A 25,945-nucleotide genomic window follows, 5' to 3' on the forward strand; every position below is an offset into this window, starting at 1 on the left:
CTAGGCGCCGATTTCTTCATGCTCGGTCAGGCATTCGGAATGGTCTCGCAGCACCTCGAGCACGCGGCAATCGGAAGTCTGCCCGCCGCTGCACTCAAGCACCATCCGCTTCAGCTCCGTGCGCAGCGCCTCGAGCCGCGCCAGTCGTTGCTCGACCTGTTTGAGTTGCCGACGGGCGATTGCATCCGCCTCGGAACAGGACTTTCCCGGATGATCGCTGAGATCGAGGAGTTCACGGATTGCGCCCAGCGAAAACCCCAGCTGCCGTGCGTGCCTGACGAACGACAGACGGTCGAGCTCGGCCTCGCCATAGCGGCGTTGGCCGCCCTCGGTCCTGCCGGGCTCCGGCATGAGCCCGATCTGCTCGTAATACCGGATGGTTTGCACTTTCGTTCCGGTCTTCTTCGCAAGCGACCCAATCGTCAACATTTCGGGCCCTCCAAATTACCTACAGTGGGTGTAGCTTTATGCGGCGCGCATCACAAGCTTCACCTGGGTTTCACAGGTCGGCGATTGTCGCCCGACCGATGGCAATCACGCTTGAATCTGCAGTCACAAGAGGACTTAGGCACACAAATTACAGAAGCAACTTCGGACCGGGACCAGGCACGCTTGCCTTCCCGGGCGGGGCGGTCGTCCCCGTGACAAACCGCCAATAGTTCTTCTTTCCGGGCGATGTCGTCGACGACCAGTTTCGGCCCGACCGGATCTTCAACGCCACCAACGTGGCCGGGTTCGGGCCAGATCTCGGAATTGCCTCGATATCCTTCAGTATGCGGCGGTGACCTGCATCGCCTTCGGACTTGTTGCCCGGTCCGCAACCATCCTTCTGTCGCAGAGTCCCGGCTGGTCAAAATTGCGCTTGTCCGAACGTTTCAGACGCGTGAAGGCCCGGCACGGAAACGACGGAACGGGTGCCGCGGCATGCTCATTTCTGATTGAGCCGTCTCTCGAACGCCTCCAATGTCGTCCCGCTGACGTGATGCTCGATCCCCTCCGCATCCCGTTCCGCGGTCTCTTCGTCGATCCCGAGGCTCAGGAGAAACGCGACGACGATCCTGTGACGCCTGCTACAGGTCTCGGCCAATTTCTGCCCCGCGTCGGTCAGGAATATCGCGCGGTAAGGTTCCCGCCGCACCAGACCGGCAGCCTTGAGCCGCGAGATGTTCTTGGTCACGGTCGGCGGCTTCACGCCAAGCCGTTCGGCGATCTCGACCGGTCTGGCCTCTCCGCGTGTCTCGATCAGTTCCGCGATCAGTTCGACGTAATCCTCCGCCATCTCGCTTTCATGTGCCTGACGCACGGTCGCAAAGCCTTCGGCCTGCGCCTCGGGAGCCCTGTCGACAGCCTCGAATGGCTCACGCCCATGTGATTGCAGCTTTGTCATACTTGGGACTTTGCAGCGAAACAGCGGGATTGACAACTTGTTTGCTTCGGGTAGATAAGTTAGCCATGTCTAACTTTTTACCTTGGAGGCCGTGGTGATGCGAAATACTATGAGAGTGCTGCTCGCCACACTCGCAAGTGCGCTCGTCCTGACCGGACCCGTCGCCGCGACGCCGGCCAAGGAGGCTCCCTGGCTTCCCGAGGCGGCGGCCTACCGACTGACGCTCTTTCTTGGAGGTCTCGAGCCCCTGCCCTGGGACGACATCGAGACCGCCTGGTCCGAACCCTATCGGGGTTCGGAATACTCGACCGGTGCGGTGGAATGGCTGGACCGCGAAAGCGATATCGAGCCTGACGGTCTTCTGAACGCGACGATGCGCGAGGACCGGCAAGCGGTCTTCGCCGAGGCGACACGGCTCATCGCGCTCAGGATCGAAGAGGAACTGGACCGGGTTCTCGCGGCTGACGACCCGGCGGCAGCGCAACTGGCGGTGCAGACGGCGCGCGAACTCTACCGTGCGTTCCAGGACGGCATCGCGGCCGCCGATCCCGAGGCTGCAAGGCGCATCGGCCTCGCCTGGCTGGAACTCAACAGCAGCACGGGTTCCGCCGGTGTCCTCGGCGCTGGCGCCACATCCGCGGACCGCGAGACCATGCAAGCCGCCCGTGCATTCATCTCCGGCTATCTTGCGGAGAACTACCTCCTGGACAGTTTCGCTCCGCGCCGGACGCTGAGCGCCCTGCCGGAAACAGCTGTGCTCAGCGGAAAGGCCATCGAGGTGCCGCCAAGCCTGCCGCCTGGGTCCGACATCTTCGATCAGGACCCGCTGCCGCTGCTCGTGCTCAATTTCGAGGAACAGGGCATCGACGAGACCGATCTGCCGCTCGTCGCTTACGGCGACATGCTGTTCGACAGCGCGCAGATCTTCGGAAGCCCGGCGCGGGATCTGAGAATTACCTGCTCGACCTGTCACAACCGCTCGGACATCAACCAGAGGCTGTTCATTCCGGGTGCCAGCCACCAGCCGGGCGCGATCGATGTGGACGGGGCCTTCTTCAACCCGATCTTCAACGACCGGCGTGACGATCCGATCGACATTCCCAGCCTGCGCGGCTTGCGTTTTACCGGGCCATACGGCCGGGACGGCCGCTTCGCCTCCCTGCGCGACTTCACCCGAAACGTGATCGTGGGCGAATTCGGCGGGGAGGAACCGACCCCCTTCATGCTGGACGCTCTCGTTGCCTACATGCTCGAGTTCGACTTCCTGCCGAATTCCATGCTGACGACTGATGGCCGCCTGACCGACGCGGCCCCGGAGGCCGCCCGGCGCGGCGAGGAGATCTTCAACCGGCCCTTCGCCGGGCTCGGCGACCGCTCCTGCGCCGGTTGCCATGTGCCGGACGCGAACTTCCTAGACCGGCAGGCGCACGACATCGGCTCCGTCGCGCCGGGCTACGAGGGGGCCCGCGCCGGTGCGCTGGACACACCGACACTGCTCGGGACCGCCTATACCGCGCCCTATTTCCACGACGGCTCGCTGCCGACGCTGGCCGCTGTCGTGGACTGGTTCGACGAGACGAAGTCGCTCGGGCTGACCGGGGCGGAACGGGCGGACCTGACTGCCTATCTGGAGACAGTGGGCGCAGCGGACGAGCCCTTTGAGGCATTCGATGCCGAGAACACCGCTTTCCGGCTGGCATTTGCCGAACTGACAACCTTCGCATCGACGCTCGACACGCTGCTGCCGCGGCGGGACGCGGAGCATATCCTACTGCTGACCGACACCGTGGCCGCGGACCTTTCGGCCGACGCCAGCACCATGTCGAACCTTGCTGCGCGGCCCGAGGTCTATGCGCTGGCCGAACGTCTGGCCGAGGTCGGCGCCGCCGTCCGTGCCGATGACTGGGCGGCCGCCCAAGCAGGCTGGACCGCGTTCAAGTCCGAAGCCGCCGCAATCGAAGAGAGGGCATTCTGATGCCAGTCCATCTGACCCGCAGAACGATGCTGGTGCTGGCCGGCGCAGGCGCGGTGTCGCTGGCGGCACCTCTGGCCGCGCAGGGCGATGCACTGCGACTTGCCTTCATCCCGCAGGAGAACCCCGAGAAGCTCTTGGGCGATATCGAGGCCATCACCGGCTGGCTGGCCAGTGAGATCGGCGTCCCAGTCGAGGGCTTCGTCACCATCGACCACGCGGCGGCGGTCGAGGCGCTGCGCAACGGTGACGCGGATATTTCCTTCATGGGGGCCCTGCCCTTCGTTCTGGCCGAGGCCGAGATCGGTGCCGTGCCGCTCCTGTCCGAGGTCTATCGCGATGCGCCGAGTTACACGGGCCGCATCTTCGTGCGGCGCGACAGTGGCATCGATGCGCTCGCCGACCTGCAAGGGCGCGACATCGCATTCGCCGATCCGATCTCGGAATCGGGCTACCTCTATCCGCTCGCCGAATTCGTCGAGGCCGGGCTGATCGAGGGTCCCGGTGCGGCGGAGGCCTTCTTCGGCCGCGTCTTCTTCGCGGGCGGCTACCAGCAGGCCATGCAGGCGATGGCCGAAGGCCTGGTCGATGCCGCAGGCGCCAGCCAGTATGCCGATCTTCTTCTCACGCCGCAGCAGCAGGCGGAGGTGACGTGGATCGCGGAAAGCGCGCCGATACCGAGCCATCTTGTGATCGCACGACCGGGGCTCGACGCCGACCTGCAGGACCGGTTTGTCGACGCGATGCTGCGGCTCAACGAGCCGGAGCACCGCAACAAGCTGCGCTATCTTTACGGTCCGGACGGCTATGTCAGGGCCGACTCCGCCGCCTATGACGGTGTGCGCGACATGGCGCGGCGATACAGGCTGTTGGAATGAGCACTGCCGCCCGAATCGACGATCTGAGCTTTGCTCACCAGGGCGCGGACCTCCGAGCGCTGGAGCGGGTTTCGCTTGTGATTCCGACGGGTGAAAACATCGCCTTGCTGGGCCCGTCCGGGGCGGGCAAAACGACCCTGCTGGCGCTGCTCGACGGCAGGCTCCAGGGCTGGCGTGGGCGGGTATCGGTTCTGGGGGCGCCGCTCGATCCCGATCATCCGCCGCCGCGCGCGATCCGACCGGAAACCGGTTTCGTGTTTCAGGAGTTCGCGTTGGTCGAACGCTCCACGGTTCTGCGCAACGTCCTCAACGGTCGCCTGGGACGCATGTCGCCACTGCGGGCACTGCTGGGATCACCGACCAAGCATGATCTGGAGATTGCGCGAACGGCACTTGCCGATTGCGGCATTGCCGATCTCGCGGACCGCAGGGTCGACAGTCTCAGCGGCGGGCAGCGGCAGCGCGTCGCCATCGCGCGGTGTCTGGCGCAGGAACCGCGTCTGATCCTCGCCGACGAGCCGGTCAGCAATCTCGACCCCACCCGCGCCGGCGAGATCCTGTCGCTGCTGACCGGAGCGGCACGTGCGCGCGGGGCGACGGCGCTGTTTTCGTCGCACCAACCCGACCTGGCGCGGCGTTTCGCGCAGCGCATCATCGGAATTCGTGGCGGGCGGATCGTCTTCGATGTGCCGACCTCCGAGTTGAGCGAGGACGCGACAGCGGAGCTCTATCGCGATGCGGAGCCAATGCCCGGTCTCGGCCTCAGGGCGGTGTCCTGATGCGGTTGCGCGGGTTCGGCGGCTTCGCGACCAGCGCCCTGATCGCCGGTGCGATCCTGTGGTCCTTCGCAACGACCGAGGTCGAGTTGTCGCGTCTCATGTCGGCCGGCCCGCGGATCGCCGATTTCCTCGGCCGTATGTTCCCGCCGGACCCGTCGGTGATGGCCGAGATCAGGAAGGGCAGCGCGGAAACGCTGAGGATCGCGATTCTCGGCTCTCTCGGCGCGGTGATCCTGTCCGTTCCCCTCGGCATTCTCGCCTCCGAGACGATGGTATCGCCTGCGGTGTTCCGGCCGATCCGAACGCTGCTGGCCTTCATCAGAGCAATTCCGCTGATCCTCGTGGCCATGCTCATGGTGGGCGCTGTCGGCCTCGGTCCGTTGCCCGGCATCATCGCGATCGCCTTTCATGCGACGGGGATGCTTGCCAAGTTCTATGCCGAGGCGATCGACGGCGTGTCCCGCGCGCCCATCGCCGCACTGGAAAGCGCGGGCGCCGGACCGCTGGTGCGGCTCAGGCACGCGATCTGGCCGCAGATGGCGCCGGTCGTCGCCCGGGACACGATCTTCCGGTTCGAGTTGAACCTGCGCGAGTCGCTGATCCTCGGGATTGTCGGCGCGGGCGGGATCGGGTTTTACATCCAGACCTACGTGCGATCCTTCCAGTATGACAAGGCCGCCAGCGTCACGATTGCCGTTGTCGTCATGGTCATCGCAATCGAAGCCATCAACGTCGCGCTGCGCCGTCGATTTGCCTGATCCTCAGGCGTATATGTCGATGGGTGTCCCGTCCCTGACCATGGCGTAGATATCCTCGATCTGTCGGTCCGGGACAGAGATGCAGCCTGCGGTCCAGTCGCGCTTGTTCATCGGGTCGATCCCCTTGCGCGGTCCGCCATGGATGAAGATGTCGCCACCCGGCGATTTTCCTTGCGCCGCCGCGAAGGCGATGTCTGCCTCATTCGGATAGGAAATGCCGATGGAAAGGTGAAAGAGGCTGTTGGGGTTGCGCCGGTCAATTGTGTAGGAGCCTTCGGGTGTGCGGCCGTCCCCCTCGAATTGCTTGTGGCCTTCGGGCGCGAAGCCCAATCCGATGGGATAGGTCCGCAGAATATCTTCCGCCCCGTCCAGGACCAGCAGGCGCTGTGCCTTGTAGACGCGCAGCCGGGTCACTTCGGGTCCGTTATACGACCGGAACTTGCTGGCACAGGCGGAAAGGAAGGCGGCCAATCCGCCCAACAGAAAGACCCGTCGTGGAAATCTGGTATTCATCGCTGCTCGAAGCCCCTTTTGCGAGGTCTGGTTAAGACGTTACTCGACCGTGCGCGCCGAATCAATGACCATGCGCCAGTGCTCCCTTCGCCATCTGCTCGCCCACCGGTTCACCACCCGAAGGCCCGGCCTTGACACGGTGGCCGTTCAGCAGCCGAAGCGCATTGGCGACCACCAGAAGGGACACGCCCACATCCGCGGCGATGGCACCCCACATCGAGGCCATGCCGAACGCGGTCAGCCCGACGAACAGCGCCTTGGTCGCCAGCGATATGCCGATATTCTGGTGGATGATCGTCATGGCCCGGCGCGAATGGCCGATGAGCCAGGGCACCTTGCCGATATCGTCCGTCATCAGCGCGATATCGGCCGTCTCGATGGCCGCGTCCGATCCGACAGCCCCCATTGCGATGGCATAATGCGCCCGCGCCATGGCCGGCGCATCGTTCACGCCGTCGCCGATCATCGCCACCATGTCGTGGCTTTCGACCAGTTCCTCGATGGCCGTCACCTTGTCCTCGGGCAGAAGTCCCGCCCGCACCTCGTCGATACCGACCTCGGCCGCCACTGCGCGCGCGGTGCGCTCGTTGTCGCCCGTCAGCATGACGATGGTCTTCACACCCTGCGCGTGCAGCCGCGCAACGACCCCCTTGGCATCGGGTCGGATGCGGTCGCGAAGCTCCAGTACGCCGGTCACGCCGGTCTCGTCCCCCACGGCCACGAGAGTGCTCCCCGCCCCTTCGATCCGGTCCCGCAGATCCGCCGGGATGGCATTGCCGAACCCCTTCTCTTCGGCGAACCGGTCCGAACCGAGCCAGATTGAGCGCCCGTCGGCGCGTCCTTCCAGACCGCGCCCGGGCACGGTGCGGGTGCCTTCGGCGGCGGATACGGCGATGCCGTCCGTTTCGGCACGCGCCAGGATGGCCCGCGCCAGCGGGTGCGAGGACCGCGCTTCCAGACTTGCCGCCAGTGTCATGAGATTGCGTTCGGAGGCACGGCCAAGCGGGTGAACTGCCGCCACCTCCGGCTCGCCCATGGTGATCGTTCCGGTCTTGTCCATCGCCAGCGCCGTGGTCCGCCCCGGCGCCTCGACATAGGCGCCGCCCTTGATGAGCACCCCCGCCCGTGCCGACGCGGTCAGCGCCGCCACGATGGAAACCGGCGTAGAAATGACCAGCGCGCAAGGACATGCGATGACCAGAAGGACCAGAGCATTGTAGACCCAGTAGTCCCAGGCGCCGCCCAGCAGCAGCGGCGGCACCAGCGCGATGGCAATCGCCAGCGCCATCACGATGGGCGTGTAGATGCGCGCGAACTTGGCGACCCATTGCTCGACCGGCGCGCGGCGGGCATGGGCATCGCCGACCATACGGATGATCTTGGCCAGCACTGTGTCCGAGGCGGGTTTGGTCGCGCGGATCGTCAATGTGCCTTCGCCATTGATCGTACCGGCATAGACTTCATCGCCCGGCTCCTTGGGCACCAGAGCGCTTTCGCCGGTGATCGGGGCCTGATCGACCGCCCCAGCGCCCTCCACGACCTCGCCGTCGAGGGGAATACGGTCGCCGCCGCGCACGATGAAGCGGTCGTCCACGGCAACCTCTGCCGCCGGAACGTCCGCCTCTGTGCCATCCGGCCGGATCAGTCGCGCCGTGGCCGGTGCAAGATCGAGAAGCGCCGAAACGGCATTGCGCGCGCGCCCGACGCTCCAGCTTTCGAGGTAAAGGGAGAGAGAGAAGAAAAACGCGACCGTGGCGGCCTCGAAGAACTCGCCGAGTCCGATGGCGCCGGCCACGGCGACCACCATCAAAAAGTTCATGTCAGGAGAAAACCGCCGAGCAGAAGACCAGGCCTTGGGCGCGACAAGCCAGACGCCGAAGAGGATCGCGACGGCGAAGAGCCCCGCTTCCGCCATGGGCATCGGCACTTCGCCATGCCCCACGAAAAGCCCGAGCGCGCCGCCCATGCCGGTCTCGACGATGTGATAGAGAAACCCTGCCGCCCAGAATCCACCGCTCAACGCTGTAAAGCCCCTTTGACGTGCCAGATGTGCCGCCTGGTCCTCTGCTGCGTTGTCGGCATCCCATGGCTTCGCGCTCATGCCGGTGGTTGCGACCAACTGCGTGACGTCTTCGTCCGGTATCTTCTTGGCGCTGTCGAGGATGGTCATTCGTCCGTTGATGACGTCGAACGCCAGGTGTTCGGTTCCGCCCACTTTCGGCCCGACGACCCGGTTCAGGATCGCCACCTCCTCGGCACAGTCGAGTCCGGAGACCTGAAAGCTCCTTCCGCCGGACGGCGCCGTGGACGCGACGTGTTTGCTGGCATCGCAACAGGATTTGCCTGTTGCGTGAGATTGCTCTTGATGACTCGGATGGCCGTGATCGTGGGGGTGGTCGTCGGAAGACATCGATTGACCTCGGGATTCATTGATTCCACATTGACATAGCCTCTACAGTAACTAGAGCTTCAAGGGCCCAAATGGATTTTCGTCCAGCAAGTAAAGTGCCATGCGGTGACTTGAATTTCGCCGCCCCCTTTAAACGACGCGGCTGAAGGAACCCATGCCGGGACGGCGCGATCAGAATGAGTGAGGTAGACATGCAGAAACGAAACGTGCCGATCATCGCGGCAGTACTGGTGCTTGCTGGCTGCGCGGGGTCAACGCTGGACGGCGGCGGCGCTCGGACCAAGGTGGGAAATGTTCCCGAGGCCGTCACCGCCCTTGCCGCACCTGGCCAGGATCTCACCACGGCCCGGCTTGTTGAGGAGGACGGCTGCTATTGGTATCAGCACAGCGGCCCGGTGGAAAACACCTTGGTTCCGCTGCGCTCGGCAGGCGGCAACCCCATCTGCATCGCGCGCCAGTCCTGATCCGCCCATGGATGCGTCGGGCCGGCGCGAGGCACGTGACGCGCCGGTCAGCTTCTCGGGGTCACGCTGTCCTCGGCGGAGTACAGGAAAGCCGTCGACCCGATCTGGACGTTGGGATAAAGATCGTTGATGTGCGCCATGACCATTCGGACGCAGCCGGAACTCGCTCGGCCGCCGATGCTTCTCGGTTGAGGCGTGCCGTGAATGCGTAGATAAGTGTCGCGGTTCCCGACAAAGAGATAGAGGGCGCGCGATCCGAGCGCGTTCGCAGGTCCGGGTTCCACACCGTCGGCGGAATCGGCGTAGAGTTCGGGATCGCGTTTGATCATGTTCTGCGTCGGTTTCCAATGCGGCCATTCGACTTTGCGCTTGATCGTATACGTGCCCGGTTCGTACAGTTTGCCGCGGGCGATCGCCACGCCATAGCGCATTGCCGTGCCGCCCTCTTCGATGTGGTAGAGATAGCGCGCAATGGCATCGACATGGATGTCACCGGGGACAAGCCCGTCCTTCGCGGCGACCCGCTGTGGCAGGAAGCGAGAGTGCAGGCCCCAAGGGTTGGTCGTGGCCGGGTCGTAGCCAGGCGGTGTGACCTGTGCGTCCCAAGCGGCCTTTTGCGCGTCGGTGGGCCATGTGTCCGCAAGGAGCGGGCTGGATATCGACGCCGAAAACAGCGCGGTGGTCGTTTGGATGAAATGGCGTCTTGTCAGCATCTTTTCTGATCCCTTCACAAATTTCACAGCGGCCCGAACCCTGCCCTGAACGCATTGACGTTCGTCCAGGAAAGCTTGCGGACAGAACTTGTACGTGCCCAGGTGCCGCTCCTTGTCGGTCGTCATAACCCCTACAGCTGCTGGAGGCTCAAGAAAAATCTTTGTTACCAGGATCTGTCACTGGCGTTTGGAGGCATTCACGACACGTTCAATGCTCATGAGCGGCCTGCGGCGCGAGCCATCGGGACAAGTACAACCGCTCGAGGATAAAGACCGCCACAATTCCGGAAACTGCGTAGAGCACGATGGCCGGGTCGCTCTGGAGCTTCATCGCCGTGAAAGCCACCAGCACCACCGCGTCGAGCGTCAGGGCGGTCAGCAGCACGAGGCCGGACGCTCCGATTTCTTCACGCCGGTAGCGGAAGACGCCCCAGTGCACCACCATATCCATGACGAGATAGAAGAAGGCGCCGAGCGAGGCGATCCGGCCCAGATCGAAGAACACCGCGAGCGTCGAAGCGATGACAACGGTATAGACCAGGGTGTGCCGCTGGATCGGTCCGGACATTCCGAAATGGCTGTGCGGGATCATCTTCATGTCGGTCAGCATCGCCAGCATCCGCGACACCGCGAACACGCTGGCCAGCACACCGGACGCGGTGGCGACCGCTGCAAGTATGACGGTCAGAAGGAAGCCTGTCTGACCCAGTGCGGGCTCTGCCGCCTCGGCCAGCGAATAGTCGCGCGCCGCGACGATCTCGTCGATCGTCAGACTCGATCCGACGCCGAAGGCCACCAGCAGATAGACGGCCACGCAAATCCCGATCGAAAGCATTATCGCCCGACCCACGTTGCGGTTCGGCTCGGTAATCTCGGACCCGCTGTTGGTGATCGTGGTGAAGCCCTTGAAGGCCAGGATCGCGAAGGCCATCGAGGCGATGAACCCGGTCACACCATAGGCTTGCGCCGGGTCGGATGCGGCCGCGAACCGAAAGCCGCTGGACCAGATCGCGGCAATGCCGAACAGCCCGATGCCGCCGATCTTGATCGCCGCCATGACCAGCGAAAACAGCCCGACCGACCGATTGCCCGCGATGTTCACGACGTAGGCGAATACGATGACACCCACGGCGAGGATTGGCACCAGTGGCCCACCATCGATATCGAAGGGGCGCAGGACGTAGGTCGCGAAAGTCCGGGCGACGAGACTCTCAGCGATCACCATGCTGAGTGCCATCAACAGCGCGGCCCCGGCCGCAACAGCCCCGGGACCATAGCATTTCTGCAGGATCATCGCGATTCCGCCGGAGGAGGGCCACTTGTTCGACATCCGGATGTAGCTGTAGGCGCTGAAACCGGTGACGATTGCGCCCGCGATGAAGGCCAGCGGGAAAAGTGGTCCGGCCAGCTGTGCGATCTGCCCGGTCAGCGCGAATATGCCGGCCCCGATCATCACGCCGGTTCCCATTGCGACAGCCCCTCCAAGGGTAATCGAGCCTTCGCGGTAGGTGTCGCTTCTATTTTCGTTGTCCATTAGACCTGCTTTGCCAATCGGCTTGTTTGTTGTGGGGCCGCTGATGCTGGCAGGCGCGCCGGATGTCCGCGCCGCGGCCCTGCCCCGAAATCATGTTTCGGCTGCCCGCCGGTTTCGTCGATCTCACGTCGCGGCCCGCCTGTGCCGCTGGGCGCGCCATGTCTTTATCGTTGCCGCCAGCTGCAACGCCAGTATGGCGCCGACAAGGGCCATGAAGGGCCATTGCGCCCAATTCGGCTCGGGGGTCCGGCGATGAAAGTCGAGAAAGTGAATGAAAAGGAAGTAGGCCGTGTGCAACACAGTCAGCCACCACAAGACGTAGGTGCCCTGCTGGATGTATTTCCAGACCGATGCACCAAGGCGATTCTGGCTGAAATCGTTCGATGTGGCCGCAAGCACGATGCCGTAAAGAAGCGCCGCGATTCCGAGGATGTTGCCAAGTGCAAACCCGTGCTGCACCATCACGTAGCGTTGCAGTGTCGGGTGATACTCAAAGCCGAACAAACGGGCGAAATCCAGTTCGACCCAGCCGAACAGGATGATGATCGTGTGCACGATCGCCGCAAGAACGGCATAGATGCCAAGTTCCCGACGGTAGGGCAGAAGTTTCCGGATGAGTCGAGCCGTGGAAAGTCGCGCAAGCGGACCCAGCGACATGGCCATGGCGATCAGCAGTAGCGAAAGATCTCCCAGGGCACGGTTGTAGCGATGCATTTCCGACCACTCGGCCCGAGAGTCCAGCAAAAGATATCCGGCCAAACCGGATAACCCGAGGACGAGTCCATGTCTGAAGAGCGTGGGTTTCCTGTTCATGGTGTCGGACATCTCCAGATTGAAGGAAAACCGGTGTTTCGGTGTTTCGAGTTGGGTGTGAAAAGCCACATTGTCGAATGGTTTCCTTGGTCGCCTGATGAAGTTGGCATGCTCCTGCGAAATCAATGCTCCAAGGCCGGGACTACGAAGGTGCCGGGGCATGTCGCTCTGCCCGCGCCGTTCCGGCATGCCAGCGAAAATCACAAAGATCATGGCCGCCGGCAATGGTCTTGGGCCGCACGAGCCTTCCGCCCCACTTTTCGGCGACCGGGAAATCGAGCGCGCACCACGTCGCGGTGCAAAGCTCCGCGTTGTCGTGATGGGCGAAGAACTCGGCCACCGGGCACTTCGTGCAGTCGAACGCGACGACATCCTCACCCGCTTCGACATCCCGCCATCCGTAGCCCGGCGGTCCGAACGGGAAGCGACGGAACATCTCGGTCGCGATCCGCAGCCGTTTTGCCGGATCTGCGGTGATCGTGCGAGCCAGGTCCCAGGGGGGATCGGCCATTCGGCGGTAGATGTCCCAGCCGATCGCATGGATCAGCGCGTGGCTCTGCGCGGGCGACCGGCCGTGCGAGACAAGGGTCCGGTGCAGCGCCAGGGTCAGAGCCGCAAGATGCGTGGTCAGGATCGCGCCGATGTTCGGCTGAAGCGGAAGATCGGCCTCCAGAACATCGTATGTGGCCCAGGTCTCCGCAAGCAATCGCTCCGTCTCCTGTCCCAGATGGCGCTGCGAGAATTGGTGAAACAGCACTGCAAGCCCGACTCGCCCGAGGCCCCTGTCCGGCGGCCCGAATGCACTCAAGACGCTCTCCCACATGCCGCGGGTCGATGAGCTGTCACAGCTTTCGTCAATCGCTTCGGCGGGCGGCATGGCACCCGTCAGCAGAAGTTCGGGAAGAACCTGGGAGATGCGCCCCAGCGGATCGCTTGCGGCAAGCCTTGCAGCCACCTCTCGCGCGATGAAGGGCCGCGAGATTTCGTCGAAGCGGGCGTCGGGTGCCAGTTTGAACAGAAGCGCCTCGGCCGTCGTCAGCGCCTTGGCGTGAAGCATGAGCGAGGCGGGAAAGACGAACCCGGCGCGATAGCCCGCGCGCATCATCGCGAGGTATGTCCGCGCAAGGCTGGCTTGGCGCGAGGGTGCTGCATAGAACCGGGCGGCCAGGTCGTCGAAACTTTGCCGGAAGCGGGCGTGATCCGCGTCCGGCAGCGGCTTGGTCTGCTGGCTGAAATGATGGTATGCGCGCCGGGTCTGCCGCTGCGCCACGGCCATCCAGTAGAGCACGAAACGATCCCGCTCGGCCGCGTTCAGTTCGCCATACATGCCAAAGTCGAGCAACGTGAACGTGCCATCGGAGTGAAAGACGATGTTGCCGGGATGCAGGTCGGCGTGAAACAGGCCGTCCGAGACGAACATCCCCAGCAGCATGGACACCAGCCGGTCGACCAATGCGGATCGGGTTGATCCCGAAAGAGTGGCCGCCGCCTCGGACAGGCGCATGCCCGCGACCCAGCCCATCGTCAGCACGCGGGCCGTCGTATGGTCGGGGAAGGCCCTGGGGACTCGCACACCTTCCTGTCCGGCGAGATTCGACCGAAACCGCTCCATGACGCGGGCTTCGGCCTGAAAATCCAGTTCCCCCATCGAATAGCGCCGGAATTCCGAGAGAAACGCCGGCAGGTTCGTGCGGCGAAGCCGCCGCGGCGCCAGCACACGCAGGAGGCGAAGCCCGAACTCCAGTGCATCGAGGTCGCGGCGGAACAGCGCGTCCAGCCCCGGGCGCTGCACCTTGACGGCAACGGTTGTTCCGTCCGCCAGCCGCGCCTTGTGCACTTGTGCAAGCGACGCGGCGGCGACGGGCACGGGTTCGAAACTGTCGAAGGCCGTCTCCAGCGGCGCCCCGAGTTCGGCCTCGACAACGCCCCGGATCGTCGCGAAATCCATCTCGGGCACACGCTCCTGCAACTCCGCCAGCCTTGCGATGTAGCTTTCGGGCAGGATGTCCGGGCGGGTGCTCAGGATCTGCCCGAGCTTCACGAAGACCGGCCCTAGCGCAATCAGGTTCCGCGCAAAGCGGTCCGGGGCGCGCCTGTCGCGGCCATCGGGGTCGTTGCGCCGAAGCGCCCGGATGTCCGGCGACAGGGTGGTGATAATCCGGACAAGCCGGAGCAGGTTGCCGACTGGCCTCATGCCCGATCTCCCGCCGTGCCGCTGGACCACGCCTCGATCGGCATGTCGGGAAGGAGCTGGTGCAAGGCGTCGAATGCCTCGGTCAGCGTCAAGTGGTCGACGATGGTCGTGGAGCCGCGCTGTGGTTGCTCTTCTGCGTTGAGCGCACGGATTGCCGCAAGGATCATCGCGGCCGTGACCTCTGCCTGATCGCCGGCCGCGAGATGCCGGGCTGCCAGAATGCCGCCGTCCGGCCCCTGCGCCTCGACCGCGATCCGGGTGCCGACGCGTCCCAGGGGTGGCAGCCGCATCAAGATGCGCGTCAGTCCGCGCTTGTGCCGCGCCAGGATGGGCCCGAGGCCCAGGCGCAGGAGCAGGCCGGTCAGATGCGTCGCATAAGGCGGATGGAGCGCCAGAAAGGTGCGGACCTGGACAGGCGGGCGCCTCTCCGATCGTTCCACGATACCCTGCTGCGCGAAGCCGACACCGAGCGCCCTTCGCGACCTCCCGCCCCGATCGAAGGCAAAGCGGCGGCGCAGGTCCCCGGGCCGCACCGTTGTGCTCGGGACACCGGGAACCTGGTACTGGTCGCCCAGGGCGCCGATCGACCATTCCGTCGCGGCGCTGCCGTAGTGGCGCCCCATGCCGAGTTCCAGACCGATGTCGATGCTCGCGCATCCTTCGGTTTGCCCGGCATCCGCAGCCATCAACGTGCTGAGGCCCGGCGCGGCGCCGACGCAGACGACGCCGGTGCCCGCGCCGCCGGTCGCCGACACCTCCTGTCGGATCAACTCGACATAGTCCGGCGAGGCCGAGGTTTCGAGGAAATTTCCGCCTGCGCGAACGACATCGGCCGCGACCAATGGTGGAGTGGCCTCTGTCAGGTTGACCACTGTCGCGCCAAGCGGAATTCCTGCGGCAGCATCGGGGGCCGCGATGTTCAGGCGAAGTGCCTTCACCCGATCATCCGACGCCCCGCCACGGCGCGAGACAACCAGAACGCTGGCCGCCGTGTGATCCAGCAGCAGGGATACCAATCGACTGCCGACATCGCCCGTGCCGCCGATCAGCACGATCGTCCCCGAGGTCTCCATTGCCGGATCGACGCGCCGCGCCATCACTCGATTCCGTTGGCGCGTTGCAACTCGCGGATGTAGGTGACGATCAGGGCGACGGTTTCATCCGTCATCCCCTCGACGGGCGGCATATCACCGAAACCCCAGTGATGCGCCTGCACCCCGGTCATGGCGGCCCTGAGGAAGGCCGTATCGCCGTGATGACCGGGTTCGTAGATTGGATGGACCAACGGCGGGCCATTGCCGGTTCCGCCGGCTGCGTTGATGCCGTGGCAGGACGCACAGGAGCGTTCGAATGCAACCTGGCCGAAATAGCCGGGCGCACTCAGGGTTTCCGGCACCTTGACGGTCTCGGGGTCAGGTGCCGGGCGTCCTGCGTCGGCCCCGTGCATCTGCGTGCTGACCCGTGGCCGCTCGCCTGCGTCATCGGACTGGGCAAGAGCGTACGGCGCAACAACGCCAGAAATGAACACTGAAATCACGATTGTCTTTACAGCCCGTCTTTGCATCTGTTCCGTTCCATCCCAATTGTCACCGAGCAATACGCCAAACCCTGTTCGCCCAACCGGAGACGTCCGTTTGGGCCATCGTCATGTGCCATCCGGGCCGTCGCAACCAGGATCAGGCCGACGGCAATGTGGCCGTACGCCTGCCTAGTCGTGGGCTTCCTCTTCCTGGTGTTCCATCAGTTCCTCCAGTTCTTCCGGAATGTCCGATTCGGAAAACTTTTCCTGTTCGTCGGGATCGTGAACAAAGGCAATGATGTCGGCAAGTTCCTGGCCGGTAAGGTCGATCTGATATCCCAATTCGTCCTCCTGCGCCTCGATCATGAACGGGGCGCCGCGCCACATGCGGGCCGCGAAATCGAACGGATTCATCGGCAGGTCCATGAATTCGGCATCCAGCATCGATGCGTCCACTCCGCCGACGCCGTTGATCGAATGGCAGACGACGCAGCCCTTGGAGGCAAATAACAGCCGACCCCTGGACGAATCCATGGACGGGATCACGATCCCGGGGCTCATCATGGTCATGTCGTCGCCGTGAGATGCACCGAAAGCGGCTGGTGCCACAGAAATCGTGACAATGGCTGCAAGCGAAACTGCAAATTGCTTCATCGCATATTCCTTTCAGGTTGCTTGGGGTTCAGCGAGCATCGGTCCCGCGCACCGAGCTTGCGAATTTGGGGATGAACGCGGGCACCCTGTTGACGTAGCTTGAATAGGTCTCGCCAAAACGGGCGTAACTGTCCTCCTCTTCGCTGCGGGCAAGGCGGGCGTACATCCAGACCAGAACCGGAAACATCGCGAGCGTCAGGATGGTTGGCCATTGCACCAGAAAGCCCAACATGATGAGAACGAATCCCACGTATTGGGGGTGGCGAATACGGGCATAGGGACCTGTCGTGGCCAGCCGCCCCTGCCTTTGCGCCGACCAGAGATGGTGCCAGGCGACGGATATCAGCCAGAAGCCGCTTCCGATCAGCGCGAAACTCAGGATATGGAAGGGGCCGAAATGCGGGTTCGACTGCCATCCGAACATCATTTCAGGCAGATGTCCGCTATCGTGGGCCAGCCAATCGACATCCGGCCAGGTCGATTGCAGCCAGCCGGACAGGACGAAGATCGTCAACGGGAACCCGTACATCTCGGTGAAGAGCGCCACGACGAAGGCGCTGAACGCCCCGAAACTCCGCCAGTCGCGTTTGGTCTGCGGCTTGAAGAAGCTGAACGCGAAGATGATGAAGACCGCCGAATTGACGAACACCAGCAGCCAAAGGCCGTATGAGGCACCGGCATCGTCCATTATTCATCGTTCCCCTTGCCGTGACTGCCATGCCCTCCGTGGCCCCCGTGCATGAAGAAGTGCATCCCAACGCAGAGCAGCAAGGGCAGCCAGATCAGCAATCCGCTGCCCAGGATGTGCACGCGATGCTCGTAACCCAGAAGGAGGCCACCTGCCGCCAGGGCAACGATCAGATAGATGCCGGCGCGTGACCGCCAGAACGACGGGGGCGCGATCGGCTCGGAGTCTCCGTCCGAGCCGTCCAGTTTTTCCGGGTCTTCGGGGGCAACGTCAGAAACGAGCCTTGGATCTTCTTTCATCGAGTATTCTCCTGCCAGTCAATGCCACTCGCGGTATCGGCGAGAGCGGTCTCCAGCGCCACGCGCGGCGAGATCCCGTCAAGCGGACGGATCGCGGCATCCAGCCGCCGGGCGGCGTTATAGCCCCGCGCCGCCGCCTCGGTCGGCGCCGAGCCGTAGCCACTGCGGTAGCGCGCGGCAAAGCTGTCCGTGTCGTCCTCGGTCGCCCAGCCGTTCGGAAGCGCGCCGGGACGCAGCACGACGCCGGCGAAATCAAGCGATGCGACCGCGGCGGATGCCTCCGGCTCCGGCCCCATCACGACCAGGACATCGGGCCGTGTACGAGGCGTCCCGATCAATCCGGCGACCCGCCCGGCTGCGTCAGCAGGCAGCGGCAGAACCTGCACATCCACCCCCCCGAGATGGCCATCGGATGTTTCGGCGGGATGCCCGTCGCGCTCGTCTGCTGCCAGAAGGAAGCCGTTGACCGCCTGGGCGAGTCGCGCCTCCTGTTTCTCACCGGTCACGAGAAGCGCTGCGGTGAACTCGTGCGCAATCGCCGCATTCGCGGTGATGGTGAACCCCAAAGCAACCAGTGCGCCTCGAACGATGTCAGGTCTCATACCCTTGCACCTCTCAGCCGCAGGGAATTGAGCACCACCGAGATCGATGAGGCGCTCATGGCGAAGGCGGCAAACATCGGGCTGATGAGGATGCCGAAGACGGGAAACAGAACGCCCGCCGCGACCGGCACGCCGGAGGCGTTGTAGATCAGCGCAAAGAACAGGTTCTGGCGGATGTTGCGCATCGTGGCCCGGGCCAGCCGCCGCGCGCGCACGATGCCGTCGAGGTTGCCCTTGACCAGCGTGATGCCCGCGCTTTCGATGGCCACATCCGCGCCGGTGCCCATGGCGATGCCGACATCGGCCTGCGCGAGCGCGGGGGCGTCGTTGACGCCATCCCCGGCCATGGCGACCTTGCGGCCCTCGGCCTGCAATTCCTTGATGATCCGCGCCTTGTCCTCGGGCAGCACGTCGGCCCGGATCTCGTCGATGCCGAGCCGTGCGCCTATGGCCTTGGCCGTGCGCTCGTTGTCGCCGGTCGCCATGATGACGCGGAACCCCAGTTCATGCAGATTCTCGATGGCGGCGGGTGTGGTCTCCTTCACCGGGTCGGCGACAGCGACAAGACCGGCGATCTCGCCATCCAGCACCACGAACATCACCGTCTCGCCCTCGTCGCGGCGGGCATTGGCCTTGGCGGTCAGGTCGCCCGCCTCGAGCCCCAGTTCGCGGATCATCGCCAGATTGCCGAGCGCGACCGCCTTGCCGTCGACGACCCCCTTGACGCCCTTGCCGGTGACCGCCTCGAAGTCGTCGGCATTCGCCATCTTCACACTTCGCTCCTCGGCACCCCTGACGATCGCTTCGGCCAGAGGGTGTTCCGATCCGCGCTCGAGCGATGCGGCGAGACGCAGGACCTCCGCCTCGTCGTGACCGCGCTCGGGCAGGACGGCGACAAGCTGTGGTTTGCCCATCGTCAGCGTCCCCGTCTTGTCGACGATCAGGGTATCGACCTTCTCGAACCGCTCCAGAGCCTCGGCGTTCTTGATAAGTACCCCGGCCTGGGCCCCCCGCCCCGTCGCCGTCATGATCGACATCGGGGTTGCAAGCCCAAGGGCACAGGGACAGGCGATGATCAGAACCGCAACGGCGGAGACGAGCGCATAGGACAGTGCGGGCGCCGGCCCCCAGATCGCCCAGGCGATGAAGGACAGAATTGCGATACCGATCACGGCCGGAACGAAAAGGCCCGCCACCCTGTCGGCATATTTCTGGATCGGTGCACGCGAGCGTTGCGCGTTCGAGACCATCTCGACGATCTGCGCCAGCATCGTGTCGGATCCGACCCGCGTCGCCTCCATCACCAGGCTGCCGGTGCCGTTGATCGTGGCACCGGTCAGCGGGTCGCCCTCGGTCTTCTCGACCGGCACGGGTTCACCGGAGATCATGCTTTCGTCGACCGAGGACCGGCCGTCCAGTACCACGCCATCGACCGGCACCTTGTCGCCGGGGCGCACGCGCAGACGGTCTCCGACCTGCACATCCTCCAGCGGGATCTCCTCCTCGGCGCCATCGTCCCGGATCACCCGCGCGGTCTTGGCCGCCATGTCCAGCAGCGCGCGGATCGCCTTGCCGGTCCCTTCACGGGCGCGCAGTTCCATCACCTGGCCGAGCAGCACCAGCGTCACGATCACCGCCGCCGCCTCGAAATAGACGCCGACATGACCTTCCTCGTCGCGAAACCCGTCGGGGAAAATGCCGGGTGAGAGAACGGCGACGACGCTGAAGATCCACGCCGCCATCACGCCCATGCTTATGAGCGAGAACATGTTGAGGTTCATCGTCTTGAACGAATTCCAGCCGCGCACCATGAAGGGCCAGCCGCACCAGAGAACCACCGGGGTTCCGAGCACAAGCTCGATCCACAGGGTTGTGCGCTCCCCGAACACCTCGCGCACCCCGGGAAACCCGACATAGGGCGCCATGGTGAGGATCAGAAGCGGAATGGTCAGGACCGTGCCGACCCAGAAACGACGGGTAAAATCGACAAGCTCCGGGTTCGGACCGTCCGCCGCCATCGCCGCCGATTCAAGCTCCAGCCCCATGCCGCAGATCGGGCAGGATCCCGGCTCGGTCTGGCGGACGGTCGGGTGCATCGGACAGGTGTAGACGGCCCCGTCATGGCCGTCGGGGACGGTATCGTATCTGCCGTCCGCCGGAGCGGCGCTCGCGTGGTGGTCGTGGGCGTGGTGCTCATGCCCGGCATGGGCGGCAACGTCAGCTTCGGGCACGAGATGCATACCGCATTTCGGGCAATCGCCCGGACCGTTCTGCCGCACCTCCGGGTGCATCGGGCAGACGTAAATGACTGTTTCTGTGCCGGATGTCGCACGGGTTGCTTGGTCGTTCATTCGGATGTCCTCTCAGCGGGATTCGGTGCCAACCTAGGTGTTCCAGCGGCTGGAAGGTCAAGGCCTGCCGCAAGCGACCGGAGCGCGTCGGTCAGCACACCGGCAATTCCGATCGCATTCGTTGAATGGGGTATGGTGTCGGTCGAAACGACCCGTGCCGCTCCGGCCGACAGGATGGCGTCATGGGCGCCATCCGCAAAGACTGCATGGATGACCAGGCAGACAGGTGCCGGCGTCCCGGCGTCAAGCAACCGTTCGACGGCGCGCGCCATCGTGGTCCCGGAGGATGCGATATCGTCGAGGATCACCGGTGTGCCTGACTGCAATGCCGCACTTTCGGGCACGCTGACGTCGACGCTGCGGTCGCCGGACCTCACCTTGCGCAGGACTTCATGGGGCCGTCCGGCGAGCCGGGCCACCTCGGCCACCCATTGCTGGCTTTCGCTGTCGGGGCCCAGAAGTACGGCGTCTGGCAGGTTCGTCTCGATCCAGCTTGCCAACAGCGGGGCGGACACGGCGCGCATCGCCGGAATCGGGAAGACATCGTCCAGCCGCGCGATGCGGTGCAGATGCGGATCGACCGTCACCAGCCAGTCGAAGCTTTGCCCCAGGAACTGCGCGAACAGCGGCGCGCTGACCGCCTGCCCGGCTTCGAAACGGCGGTCCTGCCGCATGTAGCCGAGATAGGGGGCGATCAATCCGACGCGGCGCGCGCCCATCTCGCGGGCCGTCGCCGCGGCGAAGCGCAATGGCAGGGCAAGGCGGTCGGGATCGCGCAGTGTCGCCAGCAGCGCCACGTCGGCCCCGTCCAGCTTGCCGGGCAGCGAGATCAGGCTTTCGCCATCGGGGAAACGGTGCCAGTCGAGTTCGCGCAGGTCCGCCCCGATCGCGGGGGCCAGATCTTCGGCCAGCGGTCTCATCTCGGGAAACGTAACAAGGATCATGACACCTCCTCGGACAGCGTGAGCACGCCGGTTTGGGACTCGGCATAGGCGAGGGCATAGGCCAGTTCGCCCGGTGTCTCGGCATGGAGTACATAGAGCGGCTGGCCCTTGTCCACACGATCACCGATACGCGCCAGCAGGCGAATGCCGGCGCTCTTCTGACGCGGGGCACCGGCCAGCTTGGCGATGCGCGCGATGCGTCGGTTGTCGATAGCGGTCAGCTGGCCCGCATGAGGGGCGCGTATGTCGATGCGCTGTTCCGCGCTTCCGGGTTCGCGGAAACCGCCCTGTGCCGCGCAGATTGCCATGAACTTGGCCTCCGCCGCGCCACTGTCGAGAAGGGCCTGAGCGCGATCCCGTCCCTGCCCCGCCGCGGCGTCCGGCGCGAGGTCCAGAAGATGCCCGGCCAGGTCCAGCGACCGTTCGCGCAGATCCACAGGCGCGTCCGGCGTGCGCCGCAGAACCGCCAGAACGTCCAGGGCCTCCAGCGCCGGGCCGATGCCCCGTCCCACGGGGGCCACACCGTCGCTGATGTGCAGCGCCAGGTTCAGACCCAACGCCTTGGCCACCGATGACAGCCGGGCACCGAGGGCTTCGGCGGCCCCGGCCGACCGCACCTTGGCCGTAGGTCCGACCGGCAGGTCGATCAGAACGTGCGTGGCACCGGCCGCGCTCTTTTTCGACAGTACACTCGCCACGAGCTGACCGGTGGAGTCGAAATCGAGCGGGCGTTCGACACGGATGAAATGATCGTCGGCGGGGCTGAGCGCGAGCCCGCCACCCCAGACGATGCAGCCGCCCTCGGCTTCGACCACCCGGCGCAGCGCGGCGGTGTCAAGCGCCACTGGCGCCATGACCTCCATCGTGTCGGCCGTCCCCGCCGGCGAGGTGATCGCCCTGCTGGATGTCTTGGGGATCAGATACCCCGCTGCTGCGACGATGGCGACGACGATCGGTGTCGTCCGGTTGCCCGGCAATCCGCCGACGCAATGCTTGTCGAGTACGGCCCGGTCCCCCCAGTCGAGCGTCTGGCCGGCATCCCTCATGGCACGGGTCAGGGCCACGGTCTCGGCCTCGTCCAGCCGGTCGCCCGCGCAGGCGGTGACGAATGCGGCAAGGTCGAGATCCGAAAGCCGGCTGTTGAGCGTGTCGCTGACGATGCCCGCGAAACCCGCCTGATCCAGCCGCTCGCCATAGGCCTTCGCCCGGATCATCGACGCCGAGGCGGGCGGTTCGGGATGCGAAAACGTCGCGCGGTCCCCTGCCCGCGCGCCAAGCGCTGCCCAGGCGGAGGCGGACAATGCCGCCTGGTCAACGGCAAGCCATTCCCCTCGGCCGACGACATTCAGCGTGGCGATGATCCAGCGGTCCCTCAGGTCGATCCGTATGCGGGTTTGCGCGGCAAAGCCTTCGGCGCGGCAGACATGGCAGTCTTCGTGCATATAAACGACCGGCTGACGGTAAGTGTCGATGCCGGAGGGAACAAGAGCAAGGGTTTCGGTCATTGAGGCCGGTCCAGATAGACGGATTCGAGGTGCTCCGGGACGCGCGCGGGTCGCCCAAGCTCATGCTCGACGCGAAATCGCAATGTGTCCGCGGCGGCAGGCTCTCCATGGGTCAGATAGGTCATCGCCGGGGCGGGACCGGCGGACATCCAGCGCATGATCTCACCGGCATCGGCGTGCCCGGAAAAGGACTGGAGCTGAACCACCTCGGCCTCGATCGGGAACTCACGACCGAACATGCGCAAACTCCGCGTCCCCCCGGCCAGCGCCGCGCCACGCGTTCCGCCGGCCTGAAAGCCCGACAGCAGGATCGTGTTGCGCCGATCCCCGCCGAAGCTGGCCAGATGGTGCAGGATGCGCCCGCCGGTCAACATTCCGCTGGCGGAGACGATGATCATCGGACCCTGGCGGGTGTTCAGATCCTTCGATTGCTCGACCGTGTTCACGCGCTTGGCGATCTCGAACATCGCCACGCAGTCTTCGCGGCTGACGTGATGTTCGTCGTGGTGGCGGTGATAGATCTCGGTCGCGTCCACCGCCATCGGACTGTTGAGGAACACCGGAACATAGGGGATGTCGCCCCGTCCCATCAATCGCGCGATATGCAGCATCAGCCCTTGCGCCCGTCCGACAGCGAAGGACGGGATCAGCACCGTGCCACCGCGGGCGAAGGTGCGTTTCAGGACCGGGGCCAGTTCGGCCTCGGGGTCCGTATCGGGATGGGCCCGGTTGCCGTAGGTGGATTCGCAGACCAGCACATCGGCCCCGCCGAACGGTCTTGGCGGTCGCATCAGCGGATCGGTCTCGTGGCCCAGATCGCCGCTGAAATGGACGACGCGGCTGCCGATCTCCAGCCGGATCTGCGCCGCCCCAAGCAGGTGCCCAGCCGGAAGGAAGCTGGCCGCGATGCCGTCGCCCAGATCGATCTTCTGGTCGAAAGGCTGCGGCTCAAAGCGATCCAGCGCAGCCTTTGCGTCCTTGAGCGTGTAGAGCGGTCTTGGGTTCTTGTGACTGGAATATCCCTTTCTGGCGGCATAGCGCGCCTCTTCCTCCTGGATATGCCCGCTGTCGGGCAGAATAAGTCCGCAAAGATCCACCGTTGCCTCGGTGCAACGCACCCGCCCGCGAAACCCCGCCCGGATCAGTGCCGGCAGATATCCCGAATGATCCAGATGGGCATGTGTCAACAACACGGTATCGATCGTGTTGACCCTGACGGGGAACGGCTTGCGATTGCGCGCACGGAGCTGCTTGAAGCCCTGAAACAGGCCGCAATCGACGAGGATGCGCCGTCCCATGGCCTCGATCAGGTAGCGCGATCCTGTCACCGTTCCGGCGGCACCGAGAAAGCGCAGTTTGGGACGTGCGGTCGGGATCATGCCCCTGCTCCCCTGCCCGCGATGGCGTTGTAGAGCCCACCGAAGATCAGCGCGGCGTACCAGCCGTAAAGAAAGCTCTCGACCAGGCCGATGATGAAGCCCACCGGGGTCAGCCAAACGAATCCGGGCAGCAGGCCGGACCAGACCTCGTACATCGCGTAGCCGGGAAAGATCAGATCGAAGGCGATGCACACGAGGTAGGTCAGCACCAGAAACAGGCTCAGCGCCCAACCCAGCGGCACGATGGGCAGATACGCGCGCCCTGTCCCGTCATTCGCGCCCATGACGCAGGCCCCGCACGTCATGCGCAGGGCCAGGAAAAGGATCGCCGCGACGGCGGTGAAATAGAGGATGGGCATCATGGCTTGCTCCATTCTTGTAAATCATCAACCCGGAGTGCGAGTGCGCCCGCCGGACGTCCCCGCTTCAGGATGGGCGCGACTGGTGCAAGACGCCCATCCTGCGAAACATCGCTTCAGTTCCGGCCGCAGCAGCAGCCGGATTTGGCCGGTCTTGCCTCGGCGGTTTGCGAGATCTGCGGTTCGACATTCGGTTTCGGTTGCGCCTGGGCCTTGCCACCGCAACATCCGGTCGGCTTTGAGGCGGATGTATCTTGTGTCTTGGGATCGGTACGGCTGTTCATCTGGGCTCCCTTTCGTTTGGGTTCATCCTGTAGACGCCACTGGCCGGCGAGCATTACACGCATCGGAACCTGCCAGGCCGTCCAGTGACGGATGAGGCGGTGTCATCGACGGAAAGAAGACGACCGCATTCGAGGGAAACGACGCTGACCCGAGGAATCGTGCGTCTTGACGCGAAAACTGCCCTGCAACCCGGAGCTTCGCTCAGCCAGGGTCCATCGACCGCACGTGCGAACGTCAGATACCGTAGGCCCAAGCTGGCAGCCGGCCCATATGGACCTCCACCCTGCGGACGCCGGGCACGTTCTCCACGGCAACGCGAACGGCATTTTCCTGGAAATCGCTATCGGCGACACCCCAGACGGAGACATTGCCGTTTTCCACCGTGTAGTTGATCAGGTTGACCGCTGCACCGGGCACTTCCTTCAGTGCCTCTTTGATCTTCGCACGAAGCACGCGGTCGTCCTCCGACGGCTCCGGCAGCACCCCTTCCTTGAGTGCCGACAAGGCATGGAGCAGGTTCGCCCGGCTGACAATGCCGACCACTTGACCGGATCGCAGCACCGGCACCCGCTTGATCCTGTGCTTTTCCAGAAGGCGCGCGATCTCGGCGACAGTCGTGTCTTCCTCGACGGAAACGACATCGCGTGTCATCACATCCTCAACGTGGTGGCTTTTGAGTTTCACGAAATCCCGGGTGGAATCGCTCGATCCGCCCAGGACTTCGAGCCACCAGGACCGGCGTGGGCCGTCGGTTTCGCGGACACGCCGCATGAGATCGCCTTCGCTGACAAGTCCCTTGAGGCCGCCCTCTGCGTCGACGACGGGCAGCGCGCTGATGTGGTGGTCCAGCATCAGGCGCACCGCGTCCTCGACTTGTCCCTCCAGCGGGACCGAGATCACGGATGTTGTCATGATATCCTTGGCTTGCATGTCGTGGTCTCCTTC

Annotated in this window: 25 protein-coding genes; 5 read left to right on the forward strand and 20 right to left on the reverse strand. The window is 64.6% G+C overall.

Annotated features, from left to right (window positions below; translation table 11 throughout):
* Nucleotides 1-429, reverse strand: coding sequence for a MerR family transcriptional regulator (locus tag BMX57_RS00300; protein WP_092361384.1), 429 nt, complete (start codon nucleotides 427-429; stop codon nucleotides 1-3).
* A gap of 499 nt (nucleotides 430-928) precedes the next feature.
* The gene (mntR, locus tag BMX57_RS00305; protein WP_092361386.1) at nucleotides 929-1,387 is read right to left on the reverse strand and encodes a manganese-binding transcriptional regulator MntR; all 459 of its coding nucleotides are present in this window, start codon (nucleotides 1,385-1,387) and stop codon (nucleotides 929-931) included.
* 109 nt (nucleotides 1,388-1,496) lie between these two features.
* Between mntR and BMX57_RS00310 the strand changes: the two genes are divergently transcribed.
* Genes BMX57_RS00310 through phnE form a run of 4 tightly spaced genes read left to right on the forward strand, consistent with a single transcriptional unit; the run spans nucleotide 1,497 to nucleotide 5,774 of the window.
* Nucleotides 1,497-3,362, forward strand: coding sequence for a cytochrome c peroxidase (locus tag BMX57_RS00310; protein ID WP_229724112.1), 1,866 nt, complete (start codon nucleotides 1,497-1,499; stop codon nucleotides 3,360-3,362).
* Nucleotides 3,362-4,237, forward strand: coding sequence for a phosphate/phosphite/phosphonate ABC transporter substrate-binding protein (locus BMX57_RS00315; RefSeq protein WP_092361390.1), 876 nt, complete (start codon nucleotides 3,362-3,364; stop codon nucleotides 4,235-4,237). The genes BMX57_RS00310 and BMX57_RS00315 overlap by 1 nt, the downstream gene beginning before the upstream one ends.
* On the forward strand, nucleotides 4,234-5,016 hold the full coding sequence (locus tag BMX57_RS00320) for a phosphonate ABC transporter ATP-binding protein (protein ID WP_092361392.1): 783 nt from the start codon (nucleotides 4,234-4,236) through the stop codon (nucleotides 5,014-5,016). The genes BMX57_RS00315 and BMX57_RS00320 overlap by 4 nt, the downstream gene beginning before the upstream one ends.
* Nucleotides 5,016-5,774, forward strand: a complete 759-nt coding sequence (gene phnE, locus BMX57_RS00325; RefSeq protein WP_092361394.1) for a phosphonate ABC transporter, permease protein PhnE — start codon at nucleotides 5,016-5,018, stop codon at nucleotides 5,772-5,774. Before BMX57_RS00320 ends, phnE begins: the two co-directional genes overlap by 1 nt.
* A gap of 3 nt (nucleotides 5,775-5,777) precedes the next feature.
* Here the strand turns inward: phnE and BMX57_RS00330 are convergent, their stop codons facing one another.
* Both BMX57_RS00330 and BMX57_RS00335 read right to left on the reverse strand, forming a co-directional pair.
* Nucleotides 5,778-6,287: a L,D-transpeptidase family protein gene (locus tag BMX57_RS00330; RefSeq protein WP_092361396.1), complete on the reverse strand. Its 510-nt coding sequence runs from the start codon at nucleotides 6,285-6,287 to the stop codon at nucleotides 5,778-5,780.
* 61 nt (nucleotides 6,288-6,348) lie between these two features.
* Nucleotides 6,349-8,697 carry a heavy metal translocating P-type ATPase gene (locus BMX57_RS00335; RefSeq protein ID WP_444542336.1) on the reverse strand — a complete coding sequence of 783 codons (2,349 nt, stop codon included), beginning with the start codon at nucleotides 8,695-8,697 and terminating at the stop codon, nucleotides 6,349-6,351.
* Nucleotides 8,698-8,888: 191 nt separating this feature from the next.
* On the opposite strand from BMX57_RS00335, the gene BMX57_RS00340 reads away from it, so the two are divergent.
* Nucleotides 8,889-9,161 carry a hypothetical protein gene (locus tag BMX57_RS00340; protein ID WP_092361400.1) on the forward strand — a complete coding sequence of 91 codons (273 nt, stop codon included), beginning with the start codon at nucleotides 8,889-8,891 and terminating at the stop codon, nucleotides 9,159-9,161.
* A 47-nt stretch (nucleotides 9,162-9,208) separates the two neighbouring features.
* Here BMX57_RS00340 and BMX57_RS00345 read toward each other — a convergent pair whose 3' ends face one another.
* The 16 genes from BMX57_RS00345 to BMX57_RS00415 all read right to left on the reverse strand — a co-directional run bounded on the left by BMX57_RS00345 (nucleotide 9,209) and on the right by BMX57_RS00415 (nucleotide 25,930).
* On the reverse strand, nucleotides 9,209-9,874 hold the full coding sequence (locus BMX57_RS00345) for a L,D-transpeptidase (protein WP_092362175.1): 666 nt from the start codon (nucleotides 9,872-9,874) through the stop codon (nucleotides 9,209-9,211).
* Between the two features lie 208 nt (nucleotides 9,875-10,082).
* The gene (locus tag BMX57_RS00350; protein WP_092361402.1) at nucleotides 10,083-11,408 is read right to left on the reverse strand and encodes an APC family permease; all 1,326 of its coding nucleotides are present in this window, start codon (nucleotides 11,406-11,408) and stop codon (nucleotides 10,083-10,085) included.
* Nucleotides 11,409-11,531: 123 nt separating this feature from the next.
* Nucleotides 11,532-12,383: a ferric reductase-like transmembrane domain-containing protein gene (locus tag BMX57_RS00355; protein WP_229724114.1), complete on the reverse strand. Its 852-nt coding sequence runs from the start codon at nucleotides 12,381-12,383 to the stop codon at nucleotides 11,532-11,534.
* The gene (locus BMX57_RS00360; RefSeq protein ID WP_143057855.1) at nucleotides 12,364-14,415 is read right to left on the reverse strand and encodes an AarF/UbiB family protein; all 2,052 of its coding nucleotides are present in this window, start codon (nucleotides 14,413-14,415) and stop codon (nucleotides 12,364-12,366) included. Before BMX57_RS00360 ends, BMX57_RS00355 begins: the two co-directional genes overlap by 20 nt.
* Nucleotides 14,412-15,512 carry a hypothetical protein gene (locus tag BMX57_RS20265; protein ID WP_143057856.1) on the reverse strand — a complete coding sequence of 367 codons (1,101 nt, stop codon included), beginning with the start codon at nucleotides 15,510-15,512 and terminating at the stop codon, nucleotides 14,412-14,414. The genes BMX57_RS00360 and BMX57_RS20265 overlap by 4 nt, the downstream gene beginning before the upstream one ends.
* A complete protein-coding gene (locus BMX57_RS00365) occupies nucleotides 15,512-16,012 on the reverse strand; it encodes a c-type cytochrome (RefSeq protein WP_308419719.1) in 501 nt (166 codons plus the stop codon). The genes BMX57_RS20265 and BMX57_RS00365 overlap by 1 nt, the downstream gene beginning before the upstream one ends.
* Nucleotides 16,013-16,123: 111 nt before the next feature.
* A complete protein-coding gene (locus BMX57_RS00370; protein ID WP_218142409.1) occupies nucleotides 16,124-16,588 on the reverse strand; it encodes a cytochrome c in 465 nt (154 codons plus the stop codon).
* A gap of 28 nt (nucleotides 16,589-16,616) precedes the next feature.
* Complete coding sequence (locus BMX57_RS00375; RefSeq protein WP_092361408.1) at nucleotides 16,617-17,276, reverse strand: methyltransferase family protein; 660 nt, start codon at nucleotides 17,274-17,276, stop codon at nucleotides 16,617-16,619.
* Nucleotides 17,276-17,575 carry a DUF2933 domain-containing protein gene (locus BMX57_RS00380; protein ID WP_229724117.1) on the reverse strand — a complete coding sequence of 100 codons (300 nt, stop codon included), beginning with the start codon at nucleotides 17,573-17,575 and terminating at the stop codon, nucleotides 17,276-17,278. The genes BMX57_RS00375 and BMX57_RS00380 overlap by 1 nt, the downstream gene beginning before the upstream one ends.
* Nucleotides 17,572-18,177 (reverse strand): type 1 periplasmic-binding domain-containing protein, encoded by a 606-nt coding sequence (locus tag BMX57_RS00385; protein WP_143057857.1) that lies wholly within the window; start codon nucleotides 18,175-18,177, stop codon nucleotides 17,572-17,574. Before BMX57_RS00385 ends, BMX57_RS00380 begins: the two co-directional genes overlap by 4 nt.
* Nucleotides 18,174-20,468 carry a copper-transporting P-type ATPase gene (locus BMX57_RS00390; protein WP_373283071.1) on the reverse strand — a complete coding sequence of 765 codons (2,295 nt, stop codon included), beginning with the start codon at nucleotides 20,466-20,468 and terminating at the stop codon, nucleotides 18,174-18,176. Before BMX57_RS00390 ends, BMX57_RS00385 begins: the two co-directional genes overlap by 4 nt.
* 56 nt (nucleotides 20,469-20,524) lie before the next feature.
* Nucleotides 20,525-21,472 carry a ribose-phosphate diphosphokinase gene (locus BMX57_RS00395; protein ID WP_092361415.1) on the reverse strand — a complete coding sequence of 316 codons (948 nt, stop codon included), beginning with the start codon at nucleotides 21,470-21,472 and terminating at the stop codon, nucleotides 20,525-20,527.
* Nucleotides 21,469-22,977, reverse strand: a complete 1,509-nt coding sequence (locus BMX57_RS00400; RefSeq protein ID WP_092361417.1) for a thymidine phosphorylase family protein — start codon at nucleotides 22,975-22,977, stop codon at nucleotides 21,469-21,471. The genes BMX57_RS00395 and BMX57_RS00400 overlap by 4 nt, the downstream gene beginning before the upstream one ends.
* Nucleotides 22,974-24,356: an MBL fold metallo-hydrolase gene (locus BMX57_RS00405; protein ID WP_092361419.1), complete on the reverse strand. Its 1,383-nt coding sequence runs from the start codon at nucleotides 24,354-24,356 to the stop codon at nucleotides 22,974-22,976. Before BMX57_RS00405 ends, BMX57_RS00400 begins: the two co-directional genes overlap by 4 nt.
* Complete coding sequence (locus BMX57_RS00410) at nucleotides 24,353-24,718, reverse strand: DUF5676 family membrane protein (protein WP_092361421.1); 366 nt, start codon at nucleotides 24,716-24,718, stop codon at nucleotides 24,353-24,355. The genes BMX57_RS00405 and BMX57_RS00410 overlap by 4 nt, the downstream gene beginning before the upstream one ends.
* 516 nt (nucleotides 24,719-25,234) lie before the next feature.
* Complete coding sequence (locus BMX57_RS00415; RefSeq protein ID WP_092361424.1) at nucleotides 25,235-25,930, reverse strand: CBS domain-containing protein; 696 nt, start codon at nucleotides 25,928-25,930, stop codon at nucleotides 25,235-25,237.
* Nucleotides 25,931-25,945 lie beyond the last annotated feature (15 nt).

Source organism: Cribrihabitans marinus (assembly GCF_900109035.1).
Lineage (GTDB): Bacteria > Pseudomonadota > Alphaproteobacteria > Rhodobacterales > Rhodobacteraceae > Cribrihabitans > Cribrihabitans marinus.